This window comes from Streptomyces sp. NPDC048258, assembly GCF_043201995.1.
Taxonomy (GTDB): domain Bacteria; phylum Actinomycetota; class Actinomycetes; order Streptomycetales; family Streptomycetaceae; genus Streptomyces.
In genome coordinates this window covers 22,783-47,724 of the sequence record NZ_JBICZH010000010.1, presented here as the reverse complement: position 1 = coordinate 47,724, position 24,942 = coordinate 22,783, and the positions used below count along the sequence as shown (strand labels likewise).

Genomic DNA, 24,942 nt, shown 5'->3' with positions numbered 1-24,942 from the left:
AGCGTCCCACTCCCGCCGGTCAGACGCCCGCGTACGAGTGCTTGCCGTTGAGCAGGATGTTCACGCCGTAGTAGTTCCAGATCCAGCAGGCGAAGGCGAAGAGCGCGAGGTACGCGGCCTTGCGGCCCTTCCAGCCGGCGGTGGCGCGGGCGTGCAGGTAGCAGGCGTACGCCACCCAGGTCACGAAGGACCAGACCTCCTTGGGGTCCCAGCCCCAGTAGCGGCCCCAGGCGTCGCCCGCCCAGATCGCGCCCGCGATGATCGTGAAGGTCCACAGCGGGAAGAAGGCTGCGTTGATCCGGTACGAGAACTTGTCGAGCGTGGCCGCCGCCGGCAGCCGCTCCATGACCGAGGACGCGAACCGGCCCGGCTGCTCGCCGCGCGCCAGCTTGGCCTCGTACGCGTCGCGGAACAGGTACAGGACCGTGCCGGTCGCACCGATGTAGAAGACGGCACCGCAGATGATCGCGGTGGAGACGTGGATCCACAGCCAGTACGAGTGCAGGGCCGGGACCAGCTGGTCGCTGGCGGTGTACAGCCAGGTGGTGGCGATGCCGAGGTCCAGCAGGACGCTGGTGACCAGGATCAGGCCCATCCAGCGGACGTTCTTCTTCAGCGCCAGCAGGGCCAGGTACGCGCCGACGGCCACCGTGGAGAAGGTGAGCGAGAACTCGTACATGTTGCCCCAGGGGGCCCGCTGCACCGACATCGCGCGGGCGACGACACCGGCCGCCTCGATGAGGAAGGCGAGCGCGGTCAGCGAGACCGCGATCCGCCCGTACAGGTCGCCCTGCTCGGTGCCGCCCGCGGCGCCCGGGCCGTCCGGCACGTCGCGGCGGCCCGCGGCGGAGCGGGTGACGACCTTCGGCTTGTCGAGGACGGCGGTGCTCCCCGCCGTGCCGCGCACCTGCACGGCGGGGGCGGCGGCGCCCTCGGCCGCGGTCAGCGCGGAGGCCGTACGGGCCACCTTGCTGCGGCTGCCGAAGGTCCACTCGGCGATGTGTGCGAGGAAGGCGAGCGTGTAGACCGCCATCGACGAATAGACCAGGTAATTGCTGATCTCAGCCAGATTCTCGTTGGCTGCGGCTGCGAGCGGCGTCATCCGCGCTCTCCTTCAGGGGTTTCTTCGACAAGTGGTTCGGCAACTGCGGCAGGTGCGGTCGGCGCCTGCTGGTGCACGTGGTCGGCGAGCTCCGCCAGCTCCTGAGGGAGCCGCGCGGACTCGCTGCGGCCGAGGCCCGCCATCTCGACGACGGTGACGCCGTCCTCGCCGCGCACCGCGCGGACCCACACCCGGCGGCGCTGGATGAACAGCGATCCGGCCAGGCCGGCGATGGCGGCGATCGCGCCCGCCAGGGCGAGGCCGCTGCCGGGCTGGTGGGTGACGGAGAAGGTGGCCCACCGCTCGATGCCCTCGAACTTCACGGTCCCCGCGCCGTTCGGCAGGACCATCGACTCGCCGCTCGCCAGCTTCTGCTTGAACAGCTGGCCCGACTCGTCCTTGAACGACTGCATCTTGGAGGTGTCCAGCTGGTACACGTTCTGCGGCAGGCCCGAGTCCACGCCGAGGCTGCCGTGCCAGGCGCTGAGCATGAGCCGCGGATTACCCAGCTCCGGGAACTGCGAGAACATCATGCCCTGGCCCTCGCCGGCGAACGTCGGCACGAAGACGGCGTTGAAGCCGAGCTGCTCCTTCTTGCCGTCCTTGTCCTTGTAGCCGTCGGTGACCTTGACGGCTCCGGTGGAGGTGAGGTTGCCGTCCTGCGGGAGCATCGGCACGGCGTTCTTGAAGATCACCTTGCCGGTGGGGTCGGTCACCGAGATGACGGGCGCGTAGCCGTGCCCGAGCAGGTAGACCTTGGAGCCGCCGACCTCCAGCGGCTCGTTGACCTGGATCTCGCGCTTCTGCGGCGTGCCGTCGGCGCCGTCGCTGAAGGTGACGTACGCCTTGAAGTCGCGCGGGGTGCCCCTCTGCGGGCCGGACTTCTCGTACGTCGCGTCGAACTTGTCGAGGGTGAAGGAGAAGGGCGGCAGGTCGTCGGGGTCGAAGAGGCTGCCGTACTTGAAGTCGTCGTACTGGGTGAGCGTGTTCGAGAAGCCGCTGCCGCGCAGGACGAGCTTGCCGCCCTCGGACTTGAAGTACTGCCCCCAGGCGAAGGCCACCAGCATCACGATCAGCGCCACGTGGAAGGCCAGGTTCCCGGCCTCGCGCAGGTAGCCCTTCTCCGCGGCGACGGAGTTCCCGGTGCCCGCCTCGGTGCGGAAGCGGCGTCCGCCGAGCAGCGTCCCCGCGTACGCGAGCACCTCGTCCGGGGACTTCTCCGTACGCCACGTCGTGTACGCGGGCAGCCGGTCCAGGCGCTTGGGAGCGCCCGGCGGGCGGCCGCGGAGCTGGCCGACGAACTGCCAGGAGCGCGGCAGGATGCAGCCGATCAGCGAGATGAACAGCAGCAGGTAGATCGCGGAGAACCACACCGAGCTGTAGACGTCGAACAGCTGGAGCTTGTCGGCGACGCCCACCCAGGACGGGTTGTCCCTCTTCCAGACGGCGACCTTCATCGCGTCGACGTTGGTCTGCGGGATGAGGGAGCCCGGGATCGCGCCCAGGGACAGCATGAAGAGCAGGATCAGCGCCACCCGCATGGATGTGAGCTGCCGCCAGAACCAGCGGGCCCAGCCGATCACCCCGATGCCGACGGCCGGCCCGGTGGGGCTGTCCTCCAGCGGGGCGGTGGAGAGCTGGGCGCCGGCCGCGGCCTCGGCGGGGTCGGCCGTGGCGGACTCGTGCGGCGCCTCGGTGGACGCGTTGTCGGTCGTACTCATGTCCGTTAGTCCTCAGATCCCCACCGTGAAGGTTCGGGTCCAGCTCTGCATGTCGCTGACGATGCTGTCCCACATTCCTGTGACGAGCAGCAGACCGGTCAGGATCAGCATGCCGCCGCCGATGCGCATCACCCACGCATAGTGCTTCTTCACCCAGCCGAATGCGCCGAGCGCCTTGCGGAAGGCGATCGCGGCGAGGATGAACGGCAGGCCGAGGCCGAGGCAGTAGGCGACGGTCAGCAGCGCGCCCCGGCCGGCGCTCGCCTGGTCGAGGGAGAGCGTGGTGACGGCCGCGAGGGTCGGGCCCATGCAGGGGGTCCAGCCGACGCCGAAGAGCACGCCGAGCAGCGGGGCGCCGAGCAGGCCTGCCGTCGGCTTCTTGTGGAAGCGGAACTCCCGCATCGTCAGACCCGGGATCGCGCCCATGAAGAAGAGGCCCAGGAGGATCACCAGGCCGCCCAGGACCCGGGAGATGATCTCGTTGTTCTCCCGGAGGGTCTCGCCGAAGTAGCCGAAGAGCGCTCCGGTGGAGACGAAGACGGCGGTGAAGCCGGCGATGAACAGGAGCGCGCCCGCCAGCATCCGACCGCGCCGGGCCTCGGCGAGGTCGGCGCCGCTGACGCCGGTCACGTAGGAGAGGTAGCCGGGGACCAGCGGGAGCACGCAGGGCGAGAAGAAGGAGACCAGCCCGGCGAGGACCGAGATGGGCAGCGCCAGCAGCAGCGCCCCGCTCAGGACGGTGGTGTTCACGCCGGTCGCCTCGGCGGCGAGCACGTACTCGACCACGGGGTCACTTCTCCGCGAGGAGCGGGGCGATCATCGAGCGGAGCTGCTCCTCGCTCACCGCGGACAGGGTGCGGGTGGCGATCCGCCCCTCCTTGTCGAGGATGATCGTGGAGGGGATCGCGTTCGCGTTGAGGGTGCCCTTGGGGAAGCGGAGCATCAGCTTCCCGACGGGGTCGAACAGGCTCGGGTAGGTGATCCCGAAGTCCTGTTCGAAGGAGGCCGCGCTCTGCTTGCTGGTGTCGCGGGTGTTGATGCCGACGAAGGCGACGTCCTTGCCGGCGTCGGCCAGCTCCTTGGAGACCTTCGCGAAGCTGGGGGCCTCGGCCCGGCACGGCGGGCACCAGGAGCCCCAGACGTTGAGGACGACGACCTTGCCCTTGAGGGTGGTGGTGTCGAGGGTCTTGCCGTCGACGGTCTCGCCGTCGAGCTTCGGGGCCTCGTCCCTCTCCCCCCTGGCCACCCTGGAGATGCCGCTCGGGCCGGTGACGTAGTTGCCACCGGAGCCGGTGGCCTTGCCGCCGCCGTCCGAGCCGCCGCAGGACGTCAGGGTCATGACGCCCGCGACGGTCACCGCGGTCAGCAGGGTGGCGCGGCCGCTGGTCGAGCGGCGGCTACATCGACGGACACGGGCGCGGCTGAGGCTCATGTGAAAAGTTTCGCATGAGCATTTTGTGGATCTACCGCACCCCCCGGCGGGGTGTCAACGCCCTGGTCAGGCAGCGGCGAGGTAGGCGGCCCAGCCGACGGCGGGCGATTCGCCGGGGCCGAGGGCGCGGAGCCTGGCGAGCACCTTGGGGTCCTGGACGTCCAGCCAGTCGGCGAACTGCCGGAAGGATACGAGCCGTACGTCCCTTTTGTCCGCCATGCCCTTGAGGGCTTCCTCGACGGCGTCCATGTAGATGCCGCCGTTCCACTCCTCGAAGTGGTTGCCGATGAAGAGGGGCGCGCGGTTGGTCTCGTAGGCCCGCCGGAAGCCGCCGAGGTAGGTGGCGGTGGCCTGGGTGCGCCAGCCCGGGTAGTTGGCGGGCACGCCCCTGGTGGTGTTCTTCGACTGGTTGGCGAGGATGTTGTAGTCCATCGACAGCACCTCGAAGGAGTGCCCGGGGAAGGGCAGGGACTGCAGCGGCAGGTCCCAGACGCCCGACCTCTTCACCGGCCAGACCTGCAGGCCGCCGGGCGAGCTGGAGTCGTAGCGCCAGCCCAGCTTCTGGGCGGTCGGCAGCAGGCCGTCCCGGCCGAGCAGGCACGGGGTGCGGGCGCCGGCCAGTTCCCTGCGGTAGTCGAAGGGCAGGGGTTCGAGGTCGGTGAAGCCGGTGTTCGTACGCCAGTTGGTGACGAACGACACGGCCTGGTCGATCTCGCTCTGCCAGTCGTCCGGAGTCCACTTGCCGACCGAGCCGGAGCCGCCGCAGAAGTGGCCGTTGAAGTGGGTGCCTATCTCGTGCCCGTCGAGCCAGGCCTGGCGGACGTACGTGAGGGTGGAGCGGACGTTCTCGTCCTTGAGGTAGCCGATGTCCGAGGCCCCGACGGGGTTGTTCGGCGGCCGGTAGAGGTCCTTCTTCGACTCGGGCAGCAGGTAGAGGCCGGAGAGGAAGAAGGTCATGGCCGCGCCGTGGTCCTTGGCGAGCTTGAGGAAGCGGGGGAAGAGGCCGTTGCCGACCTCCCCCGCCCCGTCCCAGCTGAACACGACGAACTGCGGTGGGGTCTCGCCCGGCTGGAGGGGCACGGGCTTGGCCGGCTGGTTGGGCTGCGGCCCGGTGTCGGCGGTGGAGCCGTCACCGATGGGCCTGGCCGCGGGCTTCTCCCCTGGCTTGGGGTTCTTGACCGACCCGGGGTTGCCCAGCTCGGCCCGGCTGCCGCCGCCCAGGCCGCAGCCGGTGATCCCGGCCGCGGCCGCGACCGTGGCCGCGGCGCCCAGTCCGAGTCCGAGCACTCCCCTTCGACTGAAGTCGCGCATGTCACCGTCCCGTCGTCAGGCCCAAAGCCCATCTTCCGTTATATAAACGGACAATTAGCCTGAGCTTGTGCGCTGACACGGTGATTCCCGCGCGTCTTGTATTTATTTAGGTAAAGCTGTAACAGATCGTCACAGAAAGTGGATCAACGAGCGGAGGGTCAGGCGCCGAAGGCCTTGGACTTCCCCTTCACCGGCTTCGCCCCGGCCAGCAGATGCGCCGGCACCAGATCCCGGGCCGGCTCGCTGTAACCCACGGACACCAGCTGGTCGCCCTGGAACGTGAAGGACGTCATCGAGGCGAGCGTGCACTGGCGGCGGCGCGGGTCGTGCCACAGCCGGCGCTTCTCCGCGAAGCTGCGCACGATCCAGATCGGCAGCTGGTGGCTGACCGCCACCGCCTCGTGACCGCGGGCCGCGTCACGCGCGGCCTCCAGAGCGCTCATCATCCGGACCACCTGCTCGACGTACGGCTCGCCCCAGGAGGGCTTGAACGGGTTCGTCAGGTGCTTCCAGTTGCCGGGCTTGCGCAGCGCGCCGTCACCGACTCCGAAGGTCTTGCCCTCGAAGACGTTCTCCGCCTCCAGCAGCCGCCGGTCCGTCGCCACGTCCAGGCCGTGGATCTTGGCGATCGGCGCGGCCGTCTCCTGCGCCCGCTCCAGCGGGGAGGACACCACGTACGTGACGTCCCGGTTCTCCAGGTGCTCCGCGACCCGGTCGGCCATCTGCCGGCCCAGCTCGGACAGGTGGTAGCCGTCCCGGCGCCCGTAGAGGACCCCGTCCGGGTTGTGCACCTCCCCGTGGCGCACCAGGTGCACGACGGTGATCTCGCTGCTGCTCATGCGGTGGCCTCCGCGGCGGCCCGGGCGGCGGCGGGCAGGGCCGCCGCGATCCGCTCGACCGCCCGCTCGTCGTGGGCGGTGGACACGAACCAGGACTCGAAGGCGGACGGCGGCAGGTAGACGCCCTGCGCCAGCATCGAGTGGAAGAAGCCGTTGAAGCGGAAGGACTCCTGCTTCTTGGCGTCGTCGTAGTTGCGGACCTCGTCCTCGGTGAAGAAGACGGAGAACATGTTGGACGCGGTCTGCAGCCGGTGCGCCACGCCCTCCTTGGCGAGCGCCGCGGTGACCAGGCCCTGGATCTCCTTCGAGACCGCGTCGACCTTCTCGTACGCGGCCGCGTCCAGCAGGCGCAGCTGCGCGAGGCCCGCGGCGGTGGCGACCGGGTTACCGGACAGCGTGCCCGCCTGGTAGACCGGGCCGGCCGGGGCCAGGTACCCCATGACGTCCGCGCGGCCGCCGAAGGCCGCGGCCGGGAAGCCGCCGCCCATGACCTTGCCGAAGGTCATCAGGTCCGGCTTGACCCCGTCGACGCCGTACCAGCCGGCACGGCTCGTACGGAAGCCCGTCATGACCTCGTCGGAGATGTACAGGGCGCCGTTCTCGCGGCACAGGTCCGCGAGCCCCTGGTTGAAGCCCTCGGCCGGGGTCACGACGCCCATGTTGCCGGGCGCGGCCTCGGTGATCACGCAGGCGATCTCGCCGGGGTGCGCGGCGAAGGCCGTCCGGACCGCGTCGAGGTCGTTGTAGGGCAGGACGATCGTGTCGCCGGCCTGCGCGCCCGTGACGCCGGGGGTGTCCGGCAGCGCGAAGGTCGCGAGTCCGGAACCGGCGGCGGCCAGCAGCGCGTCCACGTGTCCGTGGTAGCAGCCGGCGAACTTCACGACCTTGGCCCGGCCGGTGAAGCCGCGCGCCAGCCGGATCGCCGACATCGTGGCCTCCGTCCCGGAGGAGACGAGCCGCACCTGCTCGACGGGCTCGATCCGCGCGACGATCTCCTCGGCGAGCGCGACCTCGCCCTCGCCGGGCGTGCCGAAGGAGGTGCCGCGGGCGACGGCCGCCTGGACGGCCCCGATCACCTCGGGGTGGGAGTGGCCGAGGATCATCGGGCCCCACGAGCACACGAGGTCGACGTACTCCCGGCCGTCGGCATCGGTGAGGTACGGACCGGTGCCGGACACCATGAACCGGGGCGTACCGCCCACGGCGCGGAAGGCGCGCACCGGAGAGTTCACGCCGCCGGGGGTCACGAGGGAGGCGCGCTCGAAGAGCGTCTGCGAAACTGGGGCTTCATACGGGTACGGGTAGCTCACACCAGCCATGGTCTCAGAGGCCGCGACAGACTTGCGGACGGGCGTTTCACCGCGCCGCCGCGGGGGAGGTCACTGCCATGATGATCAGGCTGCGTGGCGGGGGCCACGGGGCCGGGGCAAGCAATACCAGTCGGGTGGAGATATGCAACGCGGTGGTGGACCGGGCGAGGGTACGGACGGCCTCGATCCGCAGCGCGCCCGCGAAGCCCGCGAAGCACGCCGCCGGGGCAAGCACCGCCGCCGCTCCACCGAGGCGCCGGACGCGATCCCGGAGCCCGTGGAAGCGCCGGACGGCCTGCCCAGGGGCCGCGGCATGGGAGTGACGTACAAGTACTTCGGCGCCCCGGACGGCGCCACCGCGGCCCGGGTCCCGGTCACGATGCGGCCGGAAGAGCTCGGCGGCGACGAACTGGGCATGGGCGGCCTGTTCACCAAGATCAAGCCGGAGACGATGGCCGCGATGGTCCTGACCGGCATCGAGGGCATACCCCTCCACCAGGTGCCCCCGCTGGAACTGGTCGTGCTCCACCCCGACTACGCGGTGGTCAAGCTCCCGATGACCGTGGTCGACCCGCTGCGCGGCATCGGCGAGGAATCGGTGGGCGCGGCCGCGTTCATCTGGTCCACGGTCCCGGACCGCGGCGGCCCGCGCGACGCGTTCAACGTCTACCAGCTGCTCCACGAGTGGCAGGACTTCTCGCACCGCCTCCACGAGGCGGGCCACCAGCCGTACTGCCTGGTCTGGCCCTGACGCGTCCGGCCCTGACCGCGTCCGGCCCTGACCGCGCGGGTCGGCCCCGCGCGTCAGCCCTGCGCGGCGGGGCGGTAGAACTCCAGGGCGATGTTGTCCGGATCCCGGAAGTTGAGATGGAGCCCGGACGGGTCCTCGACGATGCCCGAGTGCGCGATGTCCTGCTCGTCCAGCCGGGACTCCCAGGCCTCCAGCGCGGCACGGTCCGCGACGTGGAACGCGCAGTGGTCGAGGCCGACCCGGGCCGGGTCGAAGACGTCCGCCTGGTTCGTCGCCTCGTGCCTGCGGAAGCCGAGGACGAAGGCCGGGGAAGCGATGGCCACGAACGGGCCGTACTCGTCCTCCACATCGACCACCGTCTGCGTGTCCAGCAGCTGGTTGTAGAACTCCGCGCTGCGTTTCACATCGCTCACCGTCAGGGTCAAGTGCCCGATTCCAAGGGCCTCAGGCATGGACGCCACCTCCTCAGGATGGTGCGCGGTCTCCCTTCCGATGCTACGCCGCGTGCCTTTCAACGGCCGTGGGCGTCTGGCAGCCTGGGCGCATGGAATCCGTACTGCTGACTCCCTGGGCCGAGGGGGACTTCTGGCTGCTGGAGCGCAAGAACGAGCCCGCCATGACCGAGCACCTGGGCGGTCCCGAGCCGGCGGAGAAGCTCGCCGACAGGCAGCGGCGCTACGAGGCCCTGAGCGCGCGGGAGCCGGCGGCGGGGCGGATGTTCCGGGTGAGCGCCGATGGCGCCGATGTCGGCTCGGTCGGCTTCTGGGAACGGGAGTGGCGGGGCGGGCCGGTCTACGAGGCCGGCTGGGGCATCCTGCCGGAGTTCCAGGGCCGCGGCCTGGCGGTGGCCGCGCTGGCCGAACTCCTCGCCCACGTCCGGACCCACGGCACCCGCGACACCGTCCACGCCTTCCCCGGCACGGACCACCCGGCGTCCAACGCGGTCTGCCGCCGGGCGGGCTTCGAGTGCCTGGGCGAGGTCGACTTCGCATACCCGCCCGGGGTCCCCCACCCGAGCTACGACTGGGTCTACCGGATCCGCTAGCCCCCGGACCCGGACCCGGACCCCGGCCCCGCCCCGCCCGGTCAGGCCCCCGCCAGGGACACGGGACACCTCACACGGTCAGGACGATCCGCCCGCGCGTCCCCGGAGTCGCCAGGTGGGCGTGGGCCTTCGGGGCGTCCGCGAGCGGGAACGTGTCCGCCACCCGGAGGGTGAGCGCGCCCGCGTCGACCAGGGACACCAGCCGGGCCAGCTGCTCCCCGTCCGGGGCGACCTCCTGTTCCTCGATCCGGATGCCGCGCTCGGCGGCCGGCGCGGCGCCGGGGATCACGCCCACGTAGACCCCGCCGTCGCGGACGAAGGCCAGCGCGGGCTCCCCCAGGACGGCCGTGTCCAGGACCCCGTCCACCGGCCCGGCCGGAGCCTCGCCGCGCGGGACGAAGGCGGCCGCGCCCAGGGACCGTACGAGCGCCTCGTCCTCCGCGCCCGCCAGGGCCGTCACCACGAGGCCGGCCCGCGCGGCGAGCTGGACCGCGAGGCCGCCGACCACGCCCGCCGCGCCCGTGACGAGCACCGAGGACCCGGGGGCGAGTCCCAGCAGGTCCACCGCCTGGGCGGCGGTGAGCCCGCTCAGCGGGAGCGCCGCCGCGGCCACGGCGTCCCCGCCGGCCGGCGCGGCCGCCACGGCGGAGGCGTCGAGCACCACGTACTCCGCGTGCGTACCCAGCGGCTTGACCGCCCCGTAGTGCAGCCCCACGACCCGGTCGCCCAGGCTCCAGCCGGTCACCCCCGCGCCCGCCTCGGCTATCTCCCCGGCCACGTCCCAGCCGAGCCCGAGCCGCTGCCCGGCGCCGCCGAAGACGCCGGCCCGCACCGCGCCGTCGACCGGGTTGATCCCGGCGGCCCGCACCCGGATCCGGACCTGGCCCGCGGCCGGCCGCGGCACGGGCGCCTCGGCCAGCTCGACCCGCTCCGGCCCGCCGAACTCGTTCACCACGGCCGCCAGCATCGTCGTCTGCTCACTCATGTCGTCTTCTCCCCGTGCGGTTCGTTGGCTCGTTTCCGATGAGCACTAACCTAGGGATAGGTACTCTCTTTTCGTAAGTACGCACTTCGGGGTGCGTACCCGACCCGGAAGTGGGGCACCCATGGCCACCCGCACCGCCGCGGCCCGCCGCGAAGAAGCCCGTTCCGCCTACGACGCCTTCCTCAAGGAGTGCCCCACCGGCCAGCTCCTGGCGCGGATCAGCGACAAGTGGGTCGGCCTCATCGTCAGCGCCCTCGGCCAGGCCGAGGACCGCTCCATGCGCTACAGCGACCTCGGCCGCAAGATCCCCGGCGTCAGCCAGAAGATGCTCACCCAGACCCTCCGCTCCCTCGAACGCGACGGACTGGTCACCCGCACCGTCACCCCCACCGTCCCCGTCCGCGTCGACTACCGGCTCACCGACCTCGGCAGCAGCCTCGGCTGCCTCCTCTCCTCCGTGAAGCTGTGGGCCGAGAACCACTTCGACGAGGTCAGCGCCCACCGCGACAGCTACGACCGGACCACCGCGACCCCCTGACCCGGCCTCCTCGACCTCCTCGATCTCCTGGACGTCCTGGACCTCCTCAACCGCCTCGACCTCCTAAAACCAGCCGCGTCCACCGCCCCGGCAGTGGCATGCTGACAGGGTGAACGGACCCGGCATTCAGCTCACCCTCGCCCCCGAACTGCGCTTGTTCGCCGCGCCCAGCCGGCGCGCCGAACGCGTACCGACCGCGACCGACGGCGCCTCCAGCCTCGGCCACGTCGTCGAATCGGCCGGCGTCCCGCTCACCGAGGTCGGCCGCCTCCTCGTCGACGGCCACGAGGTACCCGTCTCCTACGTCCCCCAAGACGGCCAGTCCGTGGAGGTGTTCGGAGTCGACCGCCCCCAGCAGGTCCCCGGCGCCCCCCTCCGCTTCCTCCTCGACGTCCACCTCGGCACCCTCGCCCGCCGCCTGCGCCTGCTCGGCGTCGACGCCGCCTACGAGAACGAGGACATCGGCGACCCCGCACTCGCCACCCGCTCGGCCGCCGAACAGCGCGTGCTGCTCTCCCGCGACCGCGGACTGCTGCGCCGCCGCGAGCTCTTCGCCGGCGCCTACGTCTACAGCGACAACCCCGACGAGCAACTGCGCGACATCCTCAGCCGGTTCGCGCCCGTCCTCGCACCGTGGACCCGCTGCACCGCCTGCAACGGCCCCCTCCACGAAGCCGACAAGGACAGCGTGGGCGACCGCCTGGAACACGGCACGCACCGCTCCTACGACGTCTTCGCGCAGTGCACCGACTGCGAGCGCGTCTACTGGCGCGGCGCCCACCACGCCCGCCTGGAACGGATCGTCGACGAGGCGCTCGTCGAATTCGGCACCGCCGACTCCGGCACCGTCTGACGCCCGGCTCCTCACCCCGGCGGCCCCCGGCTGGCAGACTGCCGAGGCATGACCCTCGCCAAGGACACAGCGGGCACCGAGGACACCGAGGGCGCAGCGGACAGCATCGACGTCGTCGTGGTCGGCGCCGGCCCCACCGGGCTGCTCCTCGCCGGGGACCTGGCCGCCGCCGGACTCTCCGTCACCCTCATCGAACGCCGCCCCCGCACCGCCGCCAACCTCACCCGCGCCTTCGCCGTGCACGCCCGCACCCTCGAACTGCTCGACGCCCGCGGCCTCGCCGACGAACTGCTCTCCACCGGCCGACGGATCGACCGCGTACGCCCCTTCGGAGGCATGGCTCTCTCCCTTCAACGGCTGAGCACCCGCTACCCGTTCGTGCTCATCACCCCTCAATATGAGACAGAGAAACTCCTGGAGCGCCGCGCGCTGTCCACAGGCGTGGACATCCGATATGACTGTGAGCTCATCGGACTGAGTCAGGACCGCGACACCGTCACCCTCGACGTCAGAACCTCCGGCGGCGCCCGCACCTCAACACTCCACACCCGCCACGCCGTAGGCGCCGACGGCGTCCGCTCCACCGTCCGCACCGCCCTCGGCCTGCCCTTCCCCGGCCAGGCCGTCGTCCGCTCCATGGTCCTCGCCGACGTCCGCCTCGCCACGCCCCCCGAAGCCCTCCTCGCCGTCAACGGCCAGGCCGACGCGTTCGCCTTCCTCGTCCCCTTCGGCGACGGCTGGTACCGCGCCATCGGCTGGCACCGCGACGGCAACGCCGAAGACACCGACCCCGTCGACCTCGACGAGCTGCGCGCCATCGCCCGCACCGCCCTCGGCACCGACCACGGCATGCACGACCCCCGCTGGATCTCCCGCTTCCACAGCGACGAACGCCAGGTGCCCCACTACCGCTCGGGCCGCGTCTTCCTCGCCGGAGACGCCGCCCACGTCCACTCCCCCGCCGGCGGCCTCGGCATGAACACCGGCCTCCAGGACGCCGCCAACCTCTCCTGGAAGCTCGCCGCCGCCCTCCACGGCCACACCCCCGACCCCGAAGCCCTCCTCGACAGCTACCACCGCGAACGCCACCCCGTCGGCCGCCTCGTCCTGCGCATCAGCGGCGCCCTCGTCCGCGCCGTCATGGCCACCGGCCCCGTCCGCCGCACCGCCCGCAGCCTCGGCGCCGCCCTCCTCCCCCGCATCGGCCCCGCCCGGGACCGCGCCCTCGGCCTGGTCTCCGGCATCGGGATCTCCTACCCGCCACCACCCGGCGCCCGCCGCCCCGCCGGCCGCCGCGCCCCCGACCTCGCCCTCGCACCCGGCCCGCACGGACAGCGGCTGTACGAGGCCCTGCGTGCCGGCGGCTTCGTCCTCATCACCCCGCCCGGCCTGGCCACCCCGCCCGGAGCCCCCCTCACGCACCTCCACTGGCGCGCGGACCGGCGCAACGCCTGCGTCCTCGTCCGGCCCGACGGGTACATCGCCTGGAGCGCCCCGTCGGCCACGGACACCGAACTCGCCGCGGCCGTGGCCGCCTGGCTCCTGCCCACCACCCGCGCCACCGGCTCCGGCTCCGGCCCCCGCTCCGACTCCGGCCCCGCTCAGAAGGCGTAGGAGTCGCCCGTGTCCAGCGCCAGCACCACGTGCTCGTTGTTCGCGAGGTTCCGGTCCGTCGCACCGCCGTTCCACCACGTGTCGACCCGCACCACCACCTCCGACACCGGCTCCCACAGCCCCAGCGCCAGCCCGATGTGCCGCCCCCGCCCGTGCAGCGGCAGCGCCCCCGTCTCGCACACCACCTCGCGCAGCCCGGCCCGCGCACAGCCCGCCGCCAGCTCCTGCCGGTCCGCGAGCGGCACCGACAGCCGCAGCCGGACCGTCGCGTTCGGCAACGCCGACGGCCCCTCGTTCTGCGGGACCAGCCAGATCCGCAACTGCGCGTGGGCCAGCGACACCCGGCCGTGGTACGCCACGTCGGCCTCCGGCCCCGCGTCCACGGGGGCCGCCCCCGCGGGCAGACCACCGCCGAGCACCAGCAGCCCGGCCAGCACCACACTCCGTACGGCAACACGGCGCATCGCCACCACCTCCACGCGCGGACGCTAGCCACCACCCGGCCCAACCGGTCGGACCATCACACGAATGAGGGCACGCCGTCCCGCCATTCGCCCGCCCCGCCCCGCTCCGACCCACCTCGCCTCGCTCCGACCCGCCGCGCTCCGACCCGCCTCGCCCCGCCCCGGCGCGCCCCGCCCCGCCCCCGCTCGCCTGCATAGGCTTCCGGCCATGCTGATCGCCCGCTCCGCCGCCCTTTTCGCCCTCGCCGCCCTCCTGGAGATCGGCGGCGCCTGGCTCGTCTGGCAGGGCGTCCGCGAGCACAAGGGCTGGGCCTGGATCGGCGCCGGGGTCATCGCCCTCGGCCTCTACGGCTTCGTCGCCACCCTCCAGCCCCAAGGCGACTTCGCCCGCGTCCTCGCCGCCTACGGCGGGGTCTTCGTCGCCGGATCCCTCGTCTGGGGCATGGTCGCCGACGGCTACCGCCCCGACCGCTGGGACGTGATCGGCGCCCTCGTCTGCCTCGCGGGCATGGCCGTGATCATGTACACCCCGCGCGGCCGCTGAGCCCCGGCAGCCTCGGCGGCCCCACCTATGCTGGCGGGGAATCGCCCGTACGAACGAACCAGGAGCCCCGCACATGAGCACGGCCACCAAGACCGCCGTAGTCACCGGAGCGAGCAGCGGCATCGGCGCCGCCACCGCCCGCCAGCTCGCCGCGGCCGGCTACCACGTCGTCCTCACCGCCCGCCGCAAGGACCGCATCGAAGCCCTCGCCGCCGAGATCACCGCGGCCGGCCACTCCGCCGCCGCCCACGCCCTCGACGTCACCGACCGCCCCGCCGTCGACGCCTTCGCCGCCTCCCTGGAGCGCTACCCCTCGGTCGACGTACTGGTCAACAACGCGGGCGGAGCCATCGGAGCCGAGCCCGTCGCCACCGGCGACCCCGCCGACTGGCGCACGATGTACGAGGTCAACGTCATCGGCACCCTCAACGTGACCCAGGCCCTGCTCCCGGCCCTCACCGCCTCCGGCGACGGCACGGTGGTCGTCCTGTCCTCCACCGCCGGCCACTCCACGTACGAGGGCGGCGCCGGCTACGTCGCCGCCAAGAACGGCGCCCGCGTCCTCGCCGAGACCCTCCGCCTGGAGATCGTCGGCCAGCCCGTCCGCGTCATCGAGATCGCCCCCGGCATGGTCAAGACCGAGGAGTTCGCGACCACCCGCTTCCGCGGCGACACCGAGAAGGCCGAGAAGGTGTACGCGGGCGTCGCCGATCCCCTCTCCGCCGACGACGTGGCCGACACCATCACCTGGGCGGTGACCCGTCCCAGCCACGTCAACATCGACCTCCTGGTGGTCCGCCCCCGCGCCCAGGCCTCGAACACGAAGGTCCACCGCGAGCTGTAGTCCTTACGAGACCGGCCCGCCCGTCCTCGGACGCGGCATCAGGGCCGCCGGCTCCAGCCCGGCGGCCCTCGCCGCACCCAGCGCCCGCCCCCCTACTTGAGAGTGCCGGGCCCGCCGCGTCCCGGCCGACCGGGGCGATCTCCTTGTCCCGCACCTCGAAGTTCCACTTGCCCCAGCTGTCGTCGGGCTTGTCCGACTTCACCGGCTTGTCGAACACCCAGGACGAGGCGGCCGCCTTCCACTCCGCGCCGGACGCTTCCTGGAGGAAGTAGCGCACCACCCCGACCCGCTCGACATCCGGGGACGTGTTCGACCTGCTGACCACGGCGAAGAACACGACCACCGCAACGGCCGGAACCCACACGTGCCGCCGACCGGCCCAGTACCCCGGCGCACCAGAACGTCGCTGACGTAATCACGCCCGCGAACGCCACGCCCCCGCGGGCCGAATATGCCCATACGGGTGAAGTCGAGCCGAATGTCGGCGGGCCCGGTTACGCTCCGAAAGCGTGAGTCACGAAAAGGAGGAAGCTATGGCCGTGATACAGCACGAGACCACGATCGCGGAGGCCGCCGATCGACTCTCCAGGGAGCTTCCCGGGCACCGAGTGGAGATTCTCCAGGGGAGGCTCACCGTGACACCACCTGCGGACGGGTCACACGCGCTCTCGCTGAGCTGGCTCATCGAGAAGTTCTACGACGCCGGCGCCAAAAAGGCGGGCCTGAGGTACGTCCAAGGCATCGGCCTCTGGCTGCCGACCGGCTCCGACGACTACGCCATCCCGGATTTCGCCCTCGTCGAGGCGGATTTCCGGGACCACAAGGTCCAGAAGGGTTGCTACGCACCCGACGTCTTCCGACTGATCGTCGAGGTCACCTCGTCGAACTGGTCGGACGACATCGGCGTCAAGGTCGACAGCTACGCGAAGGCCGACATCCCGGTGTACGTCATCGCCGACCGCCACCATGACGAGGCAGTCCTCTGCTCCGACCCTCGCAACGGTACGTACCGCCTCCGTAGAACGTACAAGCGAGGCACCTCCATCCCGCTCCCCGAGTACATCGGCGTGTCCCTGGAACTCCCGGTAGAGCTCCTCCTCGACGGCGACGAGGGCTGATCACACGCGGAGGGACCCGGACCGTCACCGGTCCGGGCCCCTCCACTCCCCCGACAACTGCGCGCAGGCCTCAGCCCTTGACGCAGATGACCTGCTTGAGCTTGGCCACGACCTGCACGAGGTCCGTCTGCTGGTCGATGACCTGCTCGATCGACTTGTACGCGCCGGGGATCTCGTCCACGACGCCCGAGTCCTTGCGGCACTCCACGCCCTTGGTCTGCTCCGCCAGGTCGCGCGCCGAGAACTTCTTCTTCGCGGCCGTACGGCTCATCTTCCGGCCCGCGCCGTGCGAGGCCGAGTTGAAGGACTTCTCGTTGCCGAGACCCTTCACGATGTACGAGCCCGTGCCCATGGAGCCCGGGATGATCCCGTAGTCACCGCTGCCGGCGCGGATCGCGCCCTTGCGCGTGACCAGCAGGTCCATGCCGTCGTACCGCTCCTCCGCCACGTAGTTGTGGTGGCAGCTGATCTCCCTCTCGAAGGAGACCTTCGCCTTCCGGAACTCCCTGCGGACGACCTCCTTGAACAGGCTCATCATCGCGGCACGGTTGTACTTCGCGTACTCCTGGGCCCAGAAGAGGTCATTGCGGTACGCCTCCATCTCGGGCGTCTCGGCCAGGAACACCGCCAGGTCCCGGTCGACGAGGTTCTGGTTGTGCGCGAGGCCCCGGGCCACGCCGATGTGGTACGCGGCGAGCTCGTTGCCGATGTTCCGGGAGCCGGAGTGCAGCATCAGCCAGACCGCACCTGACTCATCGAGACAGAACTCGATGAAGTGGTTTCCGGATCCGAGCGTTCCGATCTGCTTGGTGGCGCGCTCCTGACGGAATTTGACCGCGTCGGTGAGGTAGTCGAAGCGCTTCCAGAGGTCGTCGTACCCGTCCACCGAGAAGCCGTACAGGCGCGACGGGTCCACGGCCTCCTTGTGCAGGCCCATGCCCACCGGAATCGCCTGCTCGATCTTCGACCGCAGCTTCGACAGGTCCCCCGGCAGGTCGTTCGCCGTCAGGGAGGTCTTCACCGCCGACATGCCGCAGCCGATGTCCACGCCCACCGCCGCCGGGCAGACCGCGTCCTTCATCGCGATCACCGAGCCGACCGTGGCGCCCTTGCCGTAGTGGACGTCCGGCATGACGGCCAGGCCCTTGATCCATGGAAGGGTGGCGACGTTGCGGAGCTGCTGCATCGCGCCGTCCTCGACCGACGCCGGGTCGGTCCACATCCGGATCGGGACATTCGCCCTGGGTACCTCTACATACGACATAAGGTCTTAATCCCCCGAAAACCAAAGAAAAATCCGAATACGCAAAAGCCTCGCTCTTGATCCCAAATGCGACAGAGGACCGGCGCCAGCACCAGCGTGTGCGATAGACATTGTGTCCATCCGCGCCCGAGTCGCGGCAACGCATTTTCCTGACCGTCGGCGGGCCCGCCGGTCGAAGGGAGCCATTGGACGTGCAGCGCAAGGCGGTACGGCGAGCCCTGCCGGGCATCGCGATGCTCACCGCGCTCGTGGCCGGCGCGGCCGGTCTGACCGGGTGCACGAGCGGGAGCGGGACCGGAAGCACCAGCGACTCGAAGGCCGGCGGCAACACGGCCGCGCCCGCCGAACCAGGGAAGTACCGCATCCTGCCCGCGCCCTGCAAGGCTGGCGCCGACAGCAAGCGCCTCAAGGCCATGCTGCCGGCCGCGGACTCGCTCACCCCCGAGCAGCGCGACCAGCTCTACGCGGGCACCGCGGACGCCTCGTACGACGGCGACCGCCGCGTCGGCTGCCGCTGGACCGCGCAGACGCCCGAGGAGACCCGGCTGCTGTCGGTCGGCTTCGAGCGCGTGGTCTCGTACGACCGGGCCGTCGCCAGCGACGACGACAAGGCGCGGCAGGTGTACGTACGCCAGCTCACCGACGCCCACCTGCCCTTCCCCGGCCCCAGCCCGAGCCCCACGCCCAGCGGCGCGCCCGCCGGCACTCCCGCCGGTGCGACCGCCGTTACGCCCGCCTCCACTCCCCCGGCGGCCGGCGCCCCCGCGGCCACGCCCGGCTCCGGATCGCCCTCCCCGGGCGGAAGCCCGTCCGCCCCGCCCGTCGAGCTCGGCTCCCGCGTGCTGGAGGGCCTCGGGAGCGAGGCCTTCATCGACGACAAGCTGAGCCCCGCCGGGGCCACCGCGGCGCAGTCGCGCACGGTGCGGATTGTGTTCCGCACCTCGAATGTCATCGTCACGCTGGAGTACAGCGTGCAGCCCGCGCTGCCCGGCACGGTCCCGTCGAGTGCCGAAACCCAGGACAAGGCACGGCAGTTGGCGCAGGCTCTGGTGGAGCGCCTGGGCGAGTGAACGGGCCGCGCCGCGGCCCGGGGTGACGGCGCGCACAGCACGCCGCCACCCGATCGGGCTACCGTTGCCCGGGTCCCACGTCCGAAGTACACCCATAGACGCACTGAAGGAAACATGCACCGATCAGCCTCGCGCCTCACCCGCGTTCTCGCCTGCGCAGCCGTCCCGGTGATCCTCACCGTCGCCGGGTGCTCGTCCGACTCGGGCAAGGAGTCGGGCTCGGACGGCGGCAAGAAGCCCAACTCCTCCTCATCCTCCAAGCCCAGCGGGAAGCCGTCCGCGACCCTGGAGAAGGCGGCGTTCGCCACGCTGCCCGACCCGTGCAAGGCGGTCCAGGGCGGGACGATAGACACGCTCGTCCCGGAGGCGAAGGACAAGAACGGTTCGGCGACCAAGTCGAACGACCTGGCCAGCCGTGCCAGCTGCTCCTGGAACGGTCTGGACGAGGACGGCCTGAAGGGCTCGCAGTACCGCTGGCTCTCGATCTCCTTCTTCCGCTACGACTCGCACGCCTCCCTCGGCAGCGCGAACAAGCGCGCCGAGGAGCAGTACAACAAGCAGGTCGAGCTGTCGAAGGCGTCCGAGGGCGCGCAGAACGTGAAGGCGGAGGCCGCGGGCGGGATCGGCGACCAGGGGACGTCGGTCGTCTACAGCGTGAAGAAGGACGTCGACTTCTTCAACACGACGATCGTGGCGCGCGCCCAGAACGTGGTCGTCACGCTCGACTACAACGGTGCGGCGTACGAGGGTGCCGGCGCTCCGGACCAGGCGAAGCTGCTCCAGGACGCGATCGCGGCGGCGAAGGAGGCCGTGGCCTCGATCGACGCAGCCAACAAGCAGCAGCCGGAGCAGCCGAAGTCGGAGCAGCCGCAGTCCCCGCAGCCCGCGCAGTAACGGCAGCAGCGGGGAGGGAGTACGGGAGCGACGGGGCTGGCGGAGCACTGACACGGAGTCACCCGTACGCTGTGCCTGCCGCAGCTCGGTAAAGGCTGGGTAAGGTCTCAGTGCTCGGCATGCCATGGGCATGTGCTCGACAAGGGGAGGGGTCGCGGGTGGCCGCGATGGAGCTCACTCGAACGCACCGGATACTCATCGGCGTCGTGGTCGCCGGAGCCGTCGTCATCGCGGCGATCGGTTTCGCGGGCTCGTACTCCGCGGTGCGCGCGCTCGCCCTGCAGAAAGGCTTCGGCAGCTTCTCGCTGGTGTTCCCGATCGGTATCGACGCGGGCATCTGCGTACTGCTCGCGCTGGACCTCCTGCTGACCTGGATCCGGATCCCCTTCCCGCTGCTGCGCCAGACGGCGTGGCTGCTGACGATCGCGACGATCGCCTTCAACGGCGCCGCGGCCTGGCCGGACCCGCTGGGCGTCGGCATGCACGCCGTGATCCCGATCCTGTTCGTGGTGACGGTGGAGGCGGCCCGGCACGCCGTGGGCCGGATCGCGGACATCACCGCGGACCGGCACATGGAGGGCGTGCGCATCACGCGGTGGCTGCTCTCCCCCGTCCCCACCTTCAAACTGTGGCGCCGGATGAAGCTGTGGGAGCTGCGTTCCTACGAGCAGGCCGTCGGCATGGAGCAGGACCGGCTGATCTACCAGGCCCGGCTGCAGGCGCGCTACGGGCGCGCCTGGCGGCGCAAGGCCCCGGTGGAGGCGCTGATGCCGCTGCGGCTGGCCCGGATCGGCGTGCCGCTGTCGCGTACGGCGCCGGAGGCGCTGGCGGTGACGGGCATCGAGCCGCCCGTGCTGCCGCCGCTGGAGCAGCAGGTTCCGCTGGAGCAGCAGGTTCCGGCGGCCGCGGCCCTGGAGGCCCCGGCTCCGGCCGGCCCCGGCGCCCAGCCCCAGGTCCCCGCCCCGGCGGGCGCCACGCACGCCCCGCCGCCCTTCGCCGTGGAGCCGACGGCCATGCCCGCCGCCCACAACAGCGCCTGGTTCGCGGCTCCGCTCGCCCCGCAGGCGGCGTACGAGGGCGGTTACAACCCCCAGTACGTCGAGGGTCTGGAGCCGATCCCGGTCATGCCCCCGTCGGGCCCGGAGGAGCAGCAGGCGCCGCAGCAGGAGCAGTTGCCGATCCCGGCTTCCCGCCACGAGGACCTTCCCGAGGAGCCCCCGGCCCCGGCCATCGACGAGGTGAAGTTCGCGGAGGCCGCGTACGAGGTCTTCCGGGCGTACATCGAGGAGAACGGCAAGGTCCCCAGCCCCGAGCAGGTCGACATATACCTCTCGGACCGCCACGGGATCGTGCACCCGCGCAGCTTCACCACGATCACCCGGCTGATGCCGGACCTGAAGCAGCGCTACCAGCGCGACCTGGAGAACGAACACATCGCCTGAGCGCACCGTACGTGAAAGGGCCCGCACCCCTCGGGGTGCGGGCCCTTCCGCGTCACACGGTGTCCCGGACGCTCAGACCGCGAGCAGCTTGCGCACCCGGTCCGCGCCCACCGCCAGCAGCAGCGTGGGCAGCCGCGGCCCGGTCTCCCGGGTCACCAGGAGCCGGTAGAGCAGCGCGAAGAACGTGCGCTGCGCGACCTTGAGCTCCGGCGTCGGCTTGGCGTCGGGCTCGAGCCCGGCCATGACCTTCGGCACGCCGTAGACCAGCGTGGTCAGCCCGTCCAGCGACCAGTGGGATTCCAGCCCCTCCAGAAGCAGCCGCAGGGACTCGCGCCCCTCGTCGTCCAGGGACGACAGCAGCTCCGCGTCGGGCTCCTCGCGTACGAGGGTCCGCTGGTCGGCGGGGACCTGGGTGGTGATCCAGTTCTCCGCGCGGTCCAGGCGCGGCCGTACCTCGTCGAGCGAGGTGAGCGGCTTCTCCGGCTCCAGGTCGCTCAGGATGCGCAGGGTCTGCTCGTCGTGCCCGGCGGTGATGTCGACGACGGACGCGAGCGTCCGGTACGGCATCGGCCGCGGGGTGCGCGGCAGCTCGGCGGCGGCGGTGCGCACGGCGCGGGTGTGCGCGGCGGCGTCGGCGGGCAGCACGGAGCCGTCGGCGACCTTGGCCTCCAGCTTGTCCCACTCGTCGTAGAGCCGCTGGATCTCCTGGTCGAAGGCGATCTTGAAGGACTGGTTCGGGCGGCGGCGCGCGTACAGCCAGCGCAGCAGCTGCGGCTCCATGATCTTCAGCGCGTCGGCCGGGGTCGGGACCCCGCCCTTGCTGGAGGACATCTTCGCCATGCCGCTGATGCCGACGAACGCGTACATCGGTCCGATCGGCTGCTCGCCGCCGAAGATGTGCACGATCTGGCCGCCGACCTGGAAGGACGAGCCGGGCGAGGAGTGGTCGACGCCGGAGGGCTCGAAGATCACGCCCTCGAATGCCCAGCGCATCGGCCAGTCGACCTTCCAGACGAGCTTGCCGCGGTTGAACTCGCTGAGCTTGACCGTCTCGGTGAACTCGTCCTCGGTGCAGACGTAGGTCATCTCGGTCGTCTCGTCGTCGTACGAGGTGACCTTGGTGAAGTCCTTGCCGCACTCGCCGCAGTACGGCTTGTACGGGAAGTACCCGCCCTCGCCGGTGCTGCCGTCGTCCTCGGCGGCCGCTCCGGAGCCCTCGGCCGCCTCCAGCTCGGCCTCGTCGACCTGCTTCTGCTGGGGCTTCTTGCCGCCCGGCTTCTGCTTGGTGCGGTACTGGTCGAGGACCGCGTCGATGTCGCCGCGGTGCTTCATCGCGAACAGAACCTGCTCGCGGTAGACACCGGTGGTGTACTGCTCGGTCTGGCTGATGGGGTCGTACTCGACACCCATCTCGGCCAGTGCCTCGACGAAGACGGCCTTGAAGTGCTCGGCCCAGTTCGGGTACGCGGAGCCGGCCGGGGCGGGCACGGCGGTCAGCGGGCGCCCGATGTGCTGGGCCCATGACTCGTCGATGCCGGGGACACCCGCCGGCACCTTCCGGTACCGGTCGTAGTCGTCCCACGAGATCAGGTGCCGGACCTCGAAGCCCCGGCGGCGGATCTCGTCCGCGACCAGGTGCGGGGTCATGACCTCGCGGAGGTTGCCCAGGTGGATCGGGCCGGAGGGGGAGAGTCCGGACGCGACGACGACAGGTTTGCCGGGTGCTCGGCGCTCCGCCTCGGCGATGACCTCGTCCGCGAAACGGGAGACCCAGTCGGTCTCGGTGCTGCTCTGAGCCACGACACGTCCTTCTATCTCGAATGCTGGCTTCAGCCATTCTCCCAGACGGAACGGGCCACTCCGGGGTTGCTTTCCCCGCGGCAATCTCCCGAGAAACGAAGGGGCCCCACGTGGGATACTCGGCACTTGTCGGAACAACCAAGTGCATCCACCGGCACAACCTCACAGGAACGGCAGCTCATGGCCTCGGTCCCTTCCCTCGCTTCTTCCGTCAATCAGCGCGTCGCGGACGCCCTCGCCTCGGCCCTGCCGGAGGCCGGTGGCGCCGACCCGCTGCTGCGACGAAGCGACCGGGCCGACTTCCAGGCCAACGGCATCCTGGCGCTCGCGAAGAAGGCGAAGGCCAACCCGCGCGAGCTGGCGACGACCGTGGTCGAGGGCATCCCGACCGGTGACCTGATCCAGGAGATCGAGGTCTCGGGCCCGGGCTTCCTCAACATCACCATCACCGACAAGGCGATCATCGAGACCCTCGCGGCGCGGGCGCTCGACGACCGCCTCGGCGTCCCGCTCGCGCAGAACCCGGGCACGACGGTGATCGACTACGCCCAGCCGAACGTCGCGAAGGAAATGCACGTCGGCCATCTGCGGTCCGCCGTGATCGGCGCGGCGATGGTGGAGATCCTGGAGTTCACGGGCGAGAAGGTGGTCCGTCGCCACCACATCGGCGACTGGGGCACCCAGTTCGGCATGCTCATCCAGTACCTGCTGGAGCACCCGCACGAGCTGGACCACAAGTCCGACGAAGAGGTCTCCGGCGAGGAGGCCATGTCCAACCTGAACCGGCTCTACAAGGCCTCGCGCGCCCTCTTCGACTCCGACGAGGAGTTCAAGACGCGGGCCCGGGCCCGGGTGGTGGACCTCCAGGCCGGCGAGCCCGAGACCCTGGCGCTGTGGCAGCGGTTCGTGGACGAGTCGAAGATCTACTTCTACTCCGTCTTCAACAAGCTGGACATGGACATCCAGGACCCGGACGTGGTCGGCGAGTCGGGCTACAACGACATGCTGGTGGAGACCTGCAAGCTGCTGGAGGAGTCGGGCGTCGCCGTCCGCTCCAACGGCGCGCTCTGCGTGTTCTTCGACGACGTCAAGGGTCCGGACGGCAACCCGACCCCGCTGATCGTGCAGAAGTCGGACGGCGGCTTCGGCTATGCCGCGACCGACCTCTCCGCGATCCGCGACCGCGTCGGCGAGCTGGACGCGACCACCCTGATCTACGTGGTCGACGCGCGGCAGTCCCTGCACTTCAAGATGGTCTTCGAGACCGCGCGCCGGGCGGGCTGGCTGAACGACGAGGTCAAGGCCGTCCAGCTGGCCTTCGGCACGGTCCTCGGCAAGGACGGCAAGCCGTTCAAGACCCGTGAGGGCGAGACGGTGCGGCTGGTGGACCTGCTGGACGAGGCCATTGACCGCGCGGCGGCCGTCGTACGGGAGAAGGCCCAGGACCTGTCCGAGGCCGAGATCGGCGAGCGGGCCGTCCAGGTCGGCATCGGCGCGGTGAAGTACGCGGACCTCTCGACCTCCGCCGCGCGCGACTACAAGTTCGACCTGGACCAGATGGTCTCGCTGACGGGTGACACGTCGGTGTACCTCCAGTACGCGTACGCCCGTATCCAGTCGATCCTGCGCAAGGCCGGGGACGCGAAGCCGGCGGCACACGCGGAGCTGGCACTCGCGCCGGCCGAGCGCGCGCTGGGCCTGCACCTGGACCACTTCGGCGAGCTCATCGCCGAGGCGGCCGCGGAATACGCGCCGCACAAGCTGGCGGCGTACCTCTACCAGGTGGCCTCGCTCTACACGACGTTCTACTCGGAGTGCCCGGTCCTGAAGGCCGAGACCCCCGAGCAGGTCGAGAACCGCCTGTTCCTGTGCGACCTGACCGCCCGCACGCTCACCAAGGGCATGTCCCTCCTCGGGATCCGGACGCCCGAGAAGCTCTGACACCGGCCCGGCCCGCGCGCCATGTGACGGGGCCCACAGGGAATGTCCTCCCTGTGGGCC

The 24,942-nt window shown here is 71.0% G+C and carries 24 protein-coding genes; 12 read left to right on the top strand and 12 right to left on the bottom strand.

The genetic code is table 11. The annotated features are described in order from the left end of the window. Positions 1–19: 19 nt before the first annotated feature. The 7 genes from ccsB to hemL form a co-directional block, all read right to left on the bottom strand. Positions 20–1,102, bottom strand: a complete 1,083-nt coding sequence (gene ccsB / locus ACGFYQ_RS22755) for a c-type cytochrome biogenesis protein CcsB (protein WP_393746658.1) — start codon at positions 1,100–1,102, stop codon at positions 20–22. Then, complete coding sequence (locus ACGFYQ_RS22750; RefSeq protein WP_393746656.1) at positions 1,099–2,823, bottom strand: cytochrome c biogenesis protein ResB; 1,725 nt, start codon at positions 2,821–2,823, stop codon at positions 1,099–1,101. The genes ccsB and ACGFYQ_RS22750 overlap by 4 nt, the downstream gene beginning before the upstream one ends. A 12-nt stretch (positions 2,824–2,835) precedes the next feature. Continuing rightward, positions 2,836–3,609 (bottom strand): cytochrome c biogenesis CcdA family protein, encoded by a 774-nt coding sequence (locus ACGFYQ_RS22745; RefSeq protein ID WP_393746654.1) that lies wholly within the window; start codon positions 3,607–3,609, stop codon positions 2,836–2,838. A 4-nt stretch (positions 3,610–3,613) separates the two neighbouring features. Beyond that, the gene (locus ACGFYQ_RS22740; protein WP_393746652.1) at positions 3,614–4,255 is read right to left on the bottom strand and encodes a TlpA family protein disulfide reductase; all 642 of its coding nucleotides are present in this window, start codon (positions 4,253–4,255) and stop codon (positions 3,614–3,616) included. A gap of 66 nt (positions 4,256–4,321) precedes the next feature. Next, complete coding sequence (locus tag ACGFYQ_RS22735; RefSeq protein ID WP_393746650.1) at positions 4,322–5,566, bottom strand: hypothetical protein; 1,245 nt, start codon at positions 5,564–5,566, stop codon at positions 4,322–4,324. A 158-nt stretch (positions 5,567–5,724) separates the two neighbouring features. Continuing rightward, entirely contained in the window at positions 5,725–6,405 is a 681-nt protein-coding gene (locus ACGFYQ_RS22730) for a histidine phosphatase family protein (protein ID WP_393746648.1), read from the bottom strand. After that, entirely contained in the window at positions 6,402–7,724 is a 1,323-nt protein-coding gene (gene hemL, locus ACGFYQ_RS22725; protein ID WP_393746646.1) for a glutamate-1-semialdehyde 2,1-aminomutase, read from the bottom strand. Before hemL ends, ACGFYQ_RS22730 begins: the two co-directional genes overlap by 4 nt. A 304-nt stretch (positions 7,725–8,028) precedes the next feature. Between hemL and ACGFYQ_RS22720 the strand changes: the two genes are divergently transcribed. Continuing rightward, the gene (locus ACGFYQ_RS22720) at positions 8,029–8,466 is read left to right on the top strand and encodes a hypothetical protein (protein ID WP_362401995.1); all 438 of its coding nucleotides are present in this window, start codon (positions 8,029–8,031) and stop codon (positions 8,464–8,466) included. A 53-nt stretch (positions 8,467–8,519) separates the two neighbouring features. Here the strand turns inward: ACGFYQ_RS22720 and ACGFYQ_RS22715 are convergent, their stop codons facing one another. Continuing rightward, complete coding sequence (locus tag ACGFYQ_RS22715; RefSeq protein WP_393746644.1) at positions 8,520–8,918, bottom strand: VOC family protein; 399 nt, start codon at positions 8,916–8,918, stop codon at positions 8,520–8,522. A gap of 92 nt (positions 8,919–9,010) precedes the next feature. Between ACGFYQ_RS22715 and ACGFYQ_RS22710 the strand changes: the two genes are divergently transcribed. Beyond that, positions 9,011–9,511 carry a GNAT family N-acetyltransferase gene (locus ACGFYQ_RS22710; RefSeq protein WP_393746642.1) on the top strand — a complete coding sequence of 167 codons (501 nt, stop codon included), beginning with the start codon at positions 9,011–9,013 and terminating at the stop codon, positions 9,509–9,511. Positions 9,512–9,581: 70 nt separating this feature from the next. Here ACGFYQ_RS22710 and ACGFYQ_RS22705 read toward each other — a convergent pair whose 3' ends face one another. Further along, positions 9,582–10,478, bottom strand: a complete 897-nt coding sequence (locus tag ACGFYQ_RS22705) for an NADP-dependent oxidoreductase (RefSeq protein ID WP_393747121.1) — start codon at positions 10,476–10,478, stop codon at positions 9,582–9,584. A 139-nt stretch (positions 10,479–10,617) separates the two neighbouring features. On the opposite strand from ACGFYQ_RS22705, the gene ACGFYQ_RS22700 reads away from it, so the two are divergent. The 3 genes from ACGFYQ_RS22700 to ACGFYQ_RS22690 all read left to right on the top strand — a co-directional run bounded on the left by ACGFYQ_RS22700 (position 10,618) and on the right by ACGFYQ_RS22690 (position 13,501). After that, positions 10,618–11,034 carry a winged helix-turn-helix transcriptional regulator gene (locus ACGFYQ_RS22700; protein ID WP_393746640.1) on the top strand — a complete coding sequence of 139 codons (417 nt, stop codon included), beginning with the start codon at positions 10,618–10,620 and terminating at the stop codon, positions 11,032–11,034. Positions 11,035–11,143: 109 nt separating this feature from the next. Next, a complete protein-coding gene (locus ACGFYQ_RS22695) occupies positions 11,144–11,887 on the top strand; it encodes a Mut7-C RNAse domain-containing protein (protein ID WP_393746638.1) in 744 nt (247 codons plus the stop codon). 48 nt (positions 11,888–11,935) lie between these two features. Beyond that, positions 11,936–13,501, top strand: a complete 1,566-nt coding sequence (locus tag ACGFYQ_RS22690) for an FAD-dependent oxidoreductase (RefSeq protein ID WP_393746636.1) — start codon at positions 11,936–11,938, stop codon at positions 13,499–13,501. Here the strand turns inward: ACGFYQ_RS22690 and ACGFYQ_RS22685 are convergent. Further along, entirely contained in the window at positions 13,489–13,965 is a 477-nt protein-coding gene (locus tag ACGFYQ_RS22685) for a hypothetical protein (protein WP_393746634.1), read from the bottom strand. The genes ACGFYQ_RS22690 and ACGFYQ_RS22685 overlap by 13 nt on opposite strands. A gap of 208 nt (positions 13,966–14,173) precedes the next feature. Here ACGFYQ_RS22685 and ACGFYQ_RS22680 point away from each other — a divergent pair, with 208 nt between their 5' ends. The 3 genes from ACGFYQ_RS22680 (at position 14,174) to ACGFYQ_RS22670 (ending at position 16,471) form a co-directional block, all read left to right on the top strand. After that, positions 14,174–14,509, top strand: coding sequence for a YnfA family protein (locus ACGFYQ_RS22680; protein WP_393746632.1), 336 nt, complete (start codon positions 14,174–14,176; stop codon positions 14,507–14,509). A gap of 73 nt (positions 14,510–14,582) precedes the next feature. Further along, entirely contained in the window at positions 14,583–15,353 is a 771-nt protein-coding gene (locus ACGFYQ_RS22675; protein WP_393746630.1) for an SDR family NAD(P)-dependent oxidoreductase, read from the top strand. Positions 15,354–15,886: 533 nt separating this feature from the next. Continuing rightward, a complete protein-coding gene (locus ACGFYQ_RS22670) occupies positions 15,887–16,471 on the top strand; it encodes a Uma2 family endonuclease (RefSeq protein WP_393746628.1) in 585 nt (194 codons plus the stop codon). Between the two features lie 70 nt (positions 16,472–16,541). On the opposite strand, the gene ACGFYQ_RS22665 is transcribed toward ACGFYQ_RS22670, so the two are convergent. Further along, positions 16,542–17,735 carry an RtcB family protein gene (locus ACGFYQ_RS22665; protein WP_393746626.1) on the bottom strand — a complete coding sequence of 398 codons (1,194 nt, stop codon included), beginning with the start codon at positions 17,733–17,735 and terminating at the stop codon, positions 16,542–16,544. Positions 17,736–17,926: 191 nt separating this feature from the next. Here ACGFYQ_RS22665 and ACGFYQ_RS22660 point away from each other — a divergent pair, with 191 nt between their 5' ends. From ACGFYQ_RS22660 to ACGFYQ_RS22650, 3 genes are all read left to right on the top strand, one after another. Next, positions 17,927–18,805, top strand: a complete 879-nt coding sequence (locus tag ACGFYQ_RS22660) for a DUF3558 domain-containing protein (RefSeq protein WP_393746624.1) — start codon at positions 17,927–17,929, stop codon at positions 18,803–18,805. A 114-nt stretch (positions 18,806–18,919) separates the two neighbouring features. Then, positions 18,920–19,699: a DUF3558 family protein gene (locus ACGFYQ_RS22655; RefSeq protein WP_393746622.1), complete on the top strand. Its 780-nt coding sequence runs from the start codon at positions 18,920–18,922 to the stop codon at positions 19,697–19,699. A gap of 167 nt (positions 19,700–19,866) precedes the next feature. Continuing rightward, positions 19,867–21,141 (top strand): DUF2637 domain-containing protein, encoded by a 1,275-nt coding sequence (locus ACGFYQ_RS22650; protein ID WP_393746620.1) that lies wholly within the window; start codon positions 19,867–19,869, stop codon positions 21,139–21,141. A gap of 72 nt (positions 21,142–21,213) precedes the next feature. Here the strand turns inward: ACGFYQ_RS22650 and lysS are convergent, their stop codons facing one another. Then, positions 21,214–22,941 carry a lysine--tRNA ligase gene (gene lysS / locus ACGFYQ_RS22645; protein ID WP_393746618.1) on the bottom strand — a complete coding sequence of 576 codons (1,728 nt, stop codon included), beginning with the start codon at positions 22,939–22,941 and terminating at the stop codon, positions 21,214–21,216. A 180-nt stretch (positions 22,942–23,121) separates the two neighbouring features. Here lysS and argS point away from each other — a divergent pair, with 180 nt between their 5' ends. Next, entirely contained in the window at positions 23,122–24,882 is a 1,761-nt protein-coding gene (gene argS / locus ACGFYQ_RS22640) for an arginine--tRNA ligase (RefSeq protein ID WP_393746616.1), read from the top strand. Positions 24,883–24,942: the final 60 nt, after the last annotated feature.

Bases quoted from the DNA above. Each gene is read 5' to 3' on its own strand.
- argS (WP_393746616.1), top strand. From the start codon at position 23,122: ATGGCCTCGGTCCCTTCCCTCGCTTCTTCCGTCAATCAGCGCGTCGCG.
- ACGFYQ_RS22650 (WP_393746620.1), top strand. From the start codon at position 19,867: ATGGAGCTCACTCGAACGCACCGGATACTCATCGGCGTCGTGGTCGCC.
- ACGFYQ_RS22670 (WP_393746628.1), top strand. From the start codon at position 15,887: ATGGCCGTGATACAGCACGAGACCACGATCGCGGAGGCCGCCGATCGA.
- ACGFYQ_RS22665 (WP_393746626.1), bottom strand. From the start codon at position 17,735: ATGTCGTATGTAGAGGTACCCAGGGCGAATGTCCCGATCCGGATGTGG.
- ACGFYQ_RS22655 (WP_393746622.1), top strand. From the start codon at position 18,920: ATGCACCGATCAGCCTCGCGCCTCACCCGCGTTCTCGCCTGCGCAGCC.
- ACGFYQ_RS22680 (WP_393746632.1), top strand. From the start codon at position 14,174: ATGCTGATCGCCCGCTCCGCCGCCCTTTTCGCCCTCGCCGCCCTCCTG.
- ACGFYQ_RS22720 (WP_362401995.1), top strand. From the start codon at position 8,029: ATGGGAGTGACGTACAAGTACTTCGGCGCCCCGGACGGCGCCACCGCG.
- ACGFYQ_RS22710 (WP_393746642.1), top strand. From the start codon at position 9,011: ATGGAATCCGTACTGCTGACTCCCTGGGCCGAGGGGGACTTCTGGCTG.
- hemL (WP_393746646.1), bottom strand. From the start codon at position 7,724: ATGGCTGGTGTGAGCTACCCGTACCCGTATGAAGCCCCAGTTTCGCAG.
- ACGFYQ_RS22740 (WP_393746652.1), bottom strand. From the start codon at position 4,255: ATGAGCCTCAGCCGCGCCCGTGTCCGTCGATGTAGCCGCCGCTCGACC.
- ACGFYQ_RS22675 (WP_393746630.1), top strand. From the start codon at position 14,583: ATGAGCACGGCCACCAAGACCGCCGTAGTCACCGGAGCGAGCAGCGGC.
- ACGFYQ_RS22750 (WP_393746656.1), bottom strand. From the start codon at position 2,823: ATGAGTACGACCGACAACGCGTCCACCGAGGCGCCGCACGAGTCCGCC.
- ACGFYQ_RS22735 (WP_393746650.1), bottom strand. From the start codon at position 5,566: ATGCGCGACTTCAGTCGAAGGGGAGTGCTCGGACTCGGACTGGGCGCC.
- ACGFYQ_RS22685 (WP_393746634.1), bottom strand. From the start codon at position 13,965: ATGCGCCGTGTTGCCGTACGGAGTGTGGTGCTGGCCGGGCTGCTGGTG.
- ACGFYQ_RS22705 (WP_393747121.1), bottom strand. From the start codon at position 10,478: ATGCTGGCGGCCGTGGTGAACGAGTTCGGCGGGCCGGAGCGGGTCGAG.
- ACGFYQ_RS22715 (WP_393746644.1), bottom strand. From the start codon at position 8,918: ATGCCTGAGGCCCTTGGAATCGGGCACTTGACCCTGACGGTGAGCGAT.
- ACGFYQ_RS22700 (WP_393746640.1), top strand. From the start codon at position 10,618: ATGGCCACCCGCACCGCCGCGGCCCGCCGCGAAGAAGCCCGTTCCGCC.
- ACGFYQ_RS22730 (WP_393746648.1), bottom strand. From the start codon at position 6,405: ATGAGCAGCAGCGAGATCACCGTCGTGCACCTGGTGCGCCACGGGGAG.
- ACGFYQ_RS22690 (WP_393746636.1), top strand. From the start codon at position 11,936: ATGACCCTCGCCAAGGACACAGCGGGCACCGAGGACACCGAGGGCGCA.
- ccsB (WP_393746658.1), bottom strand. From the start codon at position 1,102: ATGACGCCGCTCGCAGCCGCAGCCAACGAGAATCTGGCTGAGATCAGC.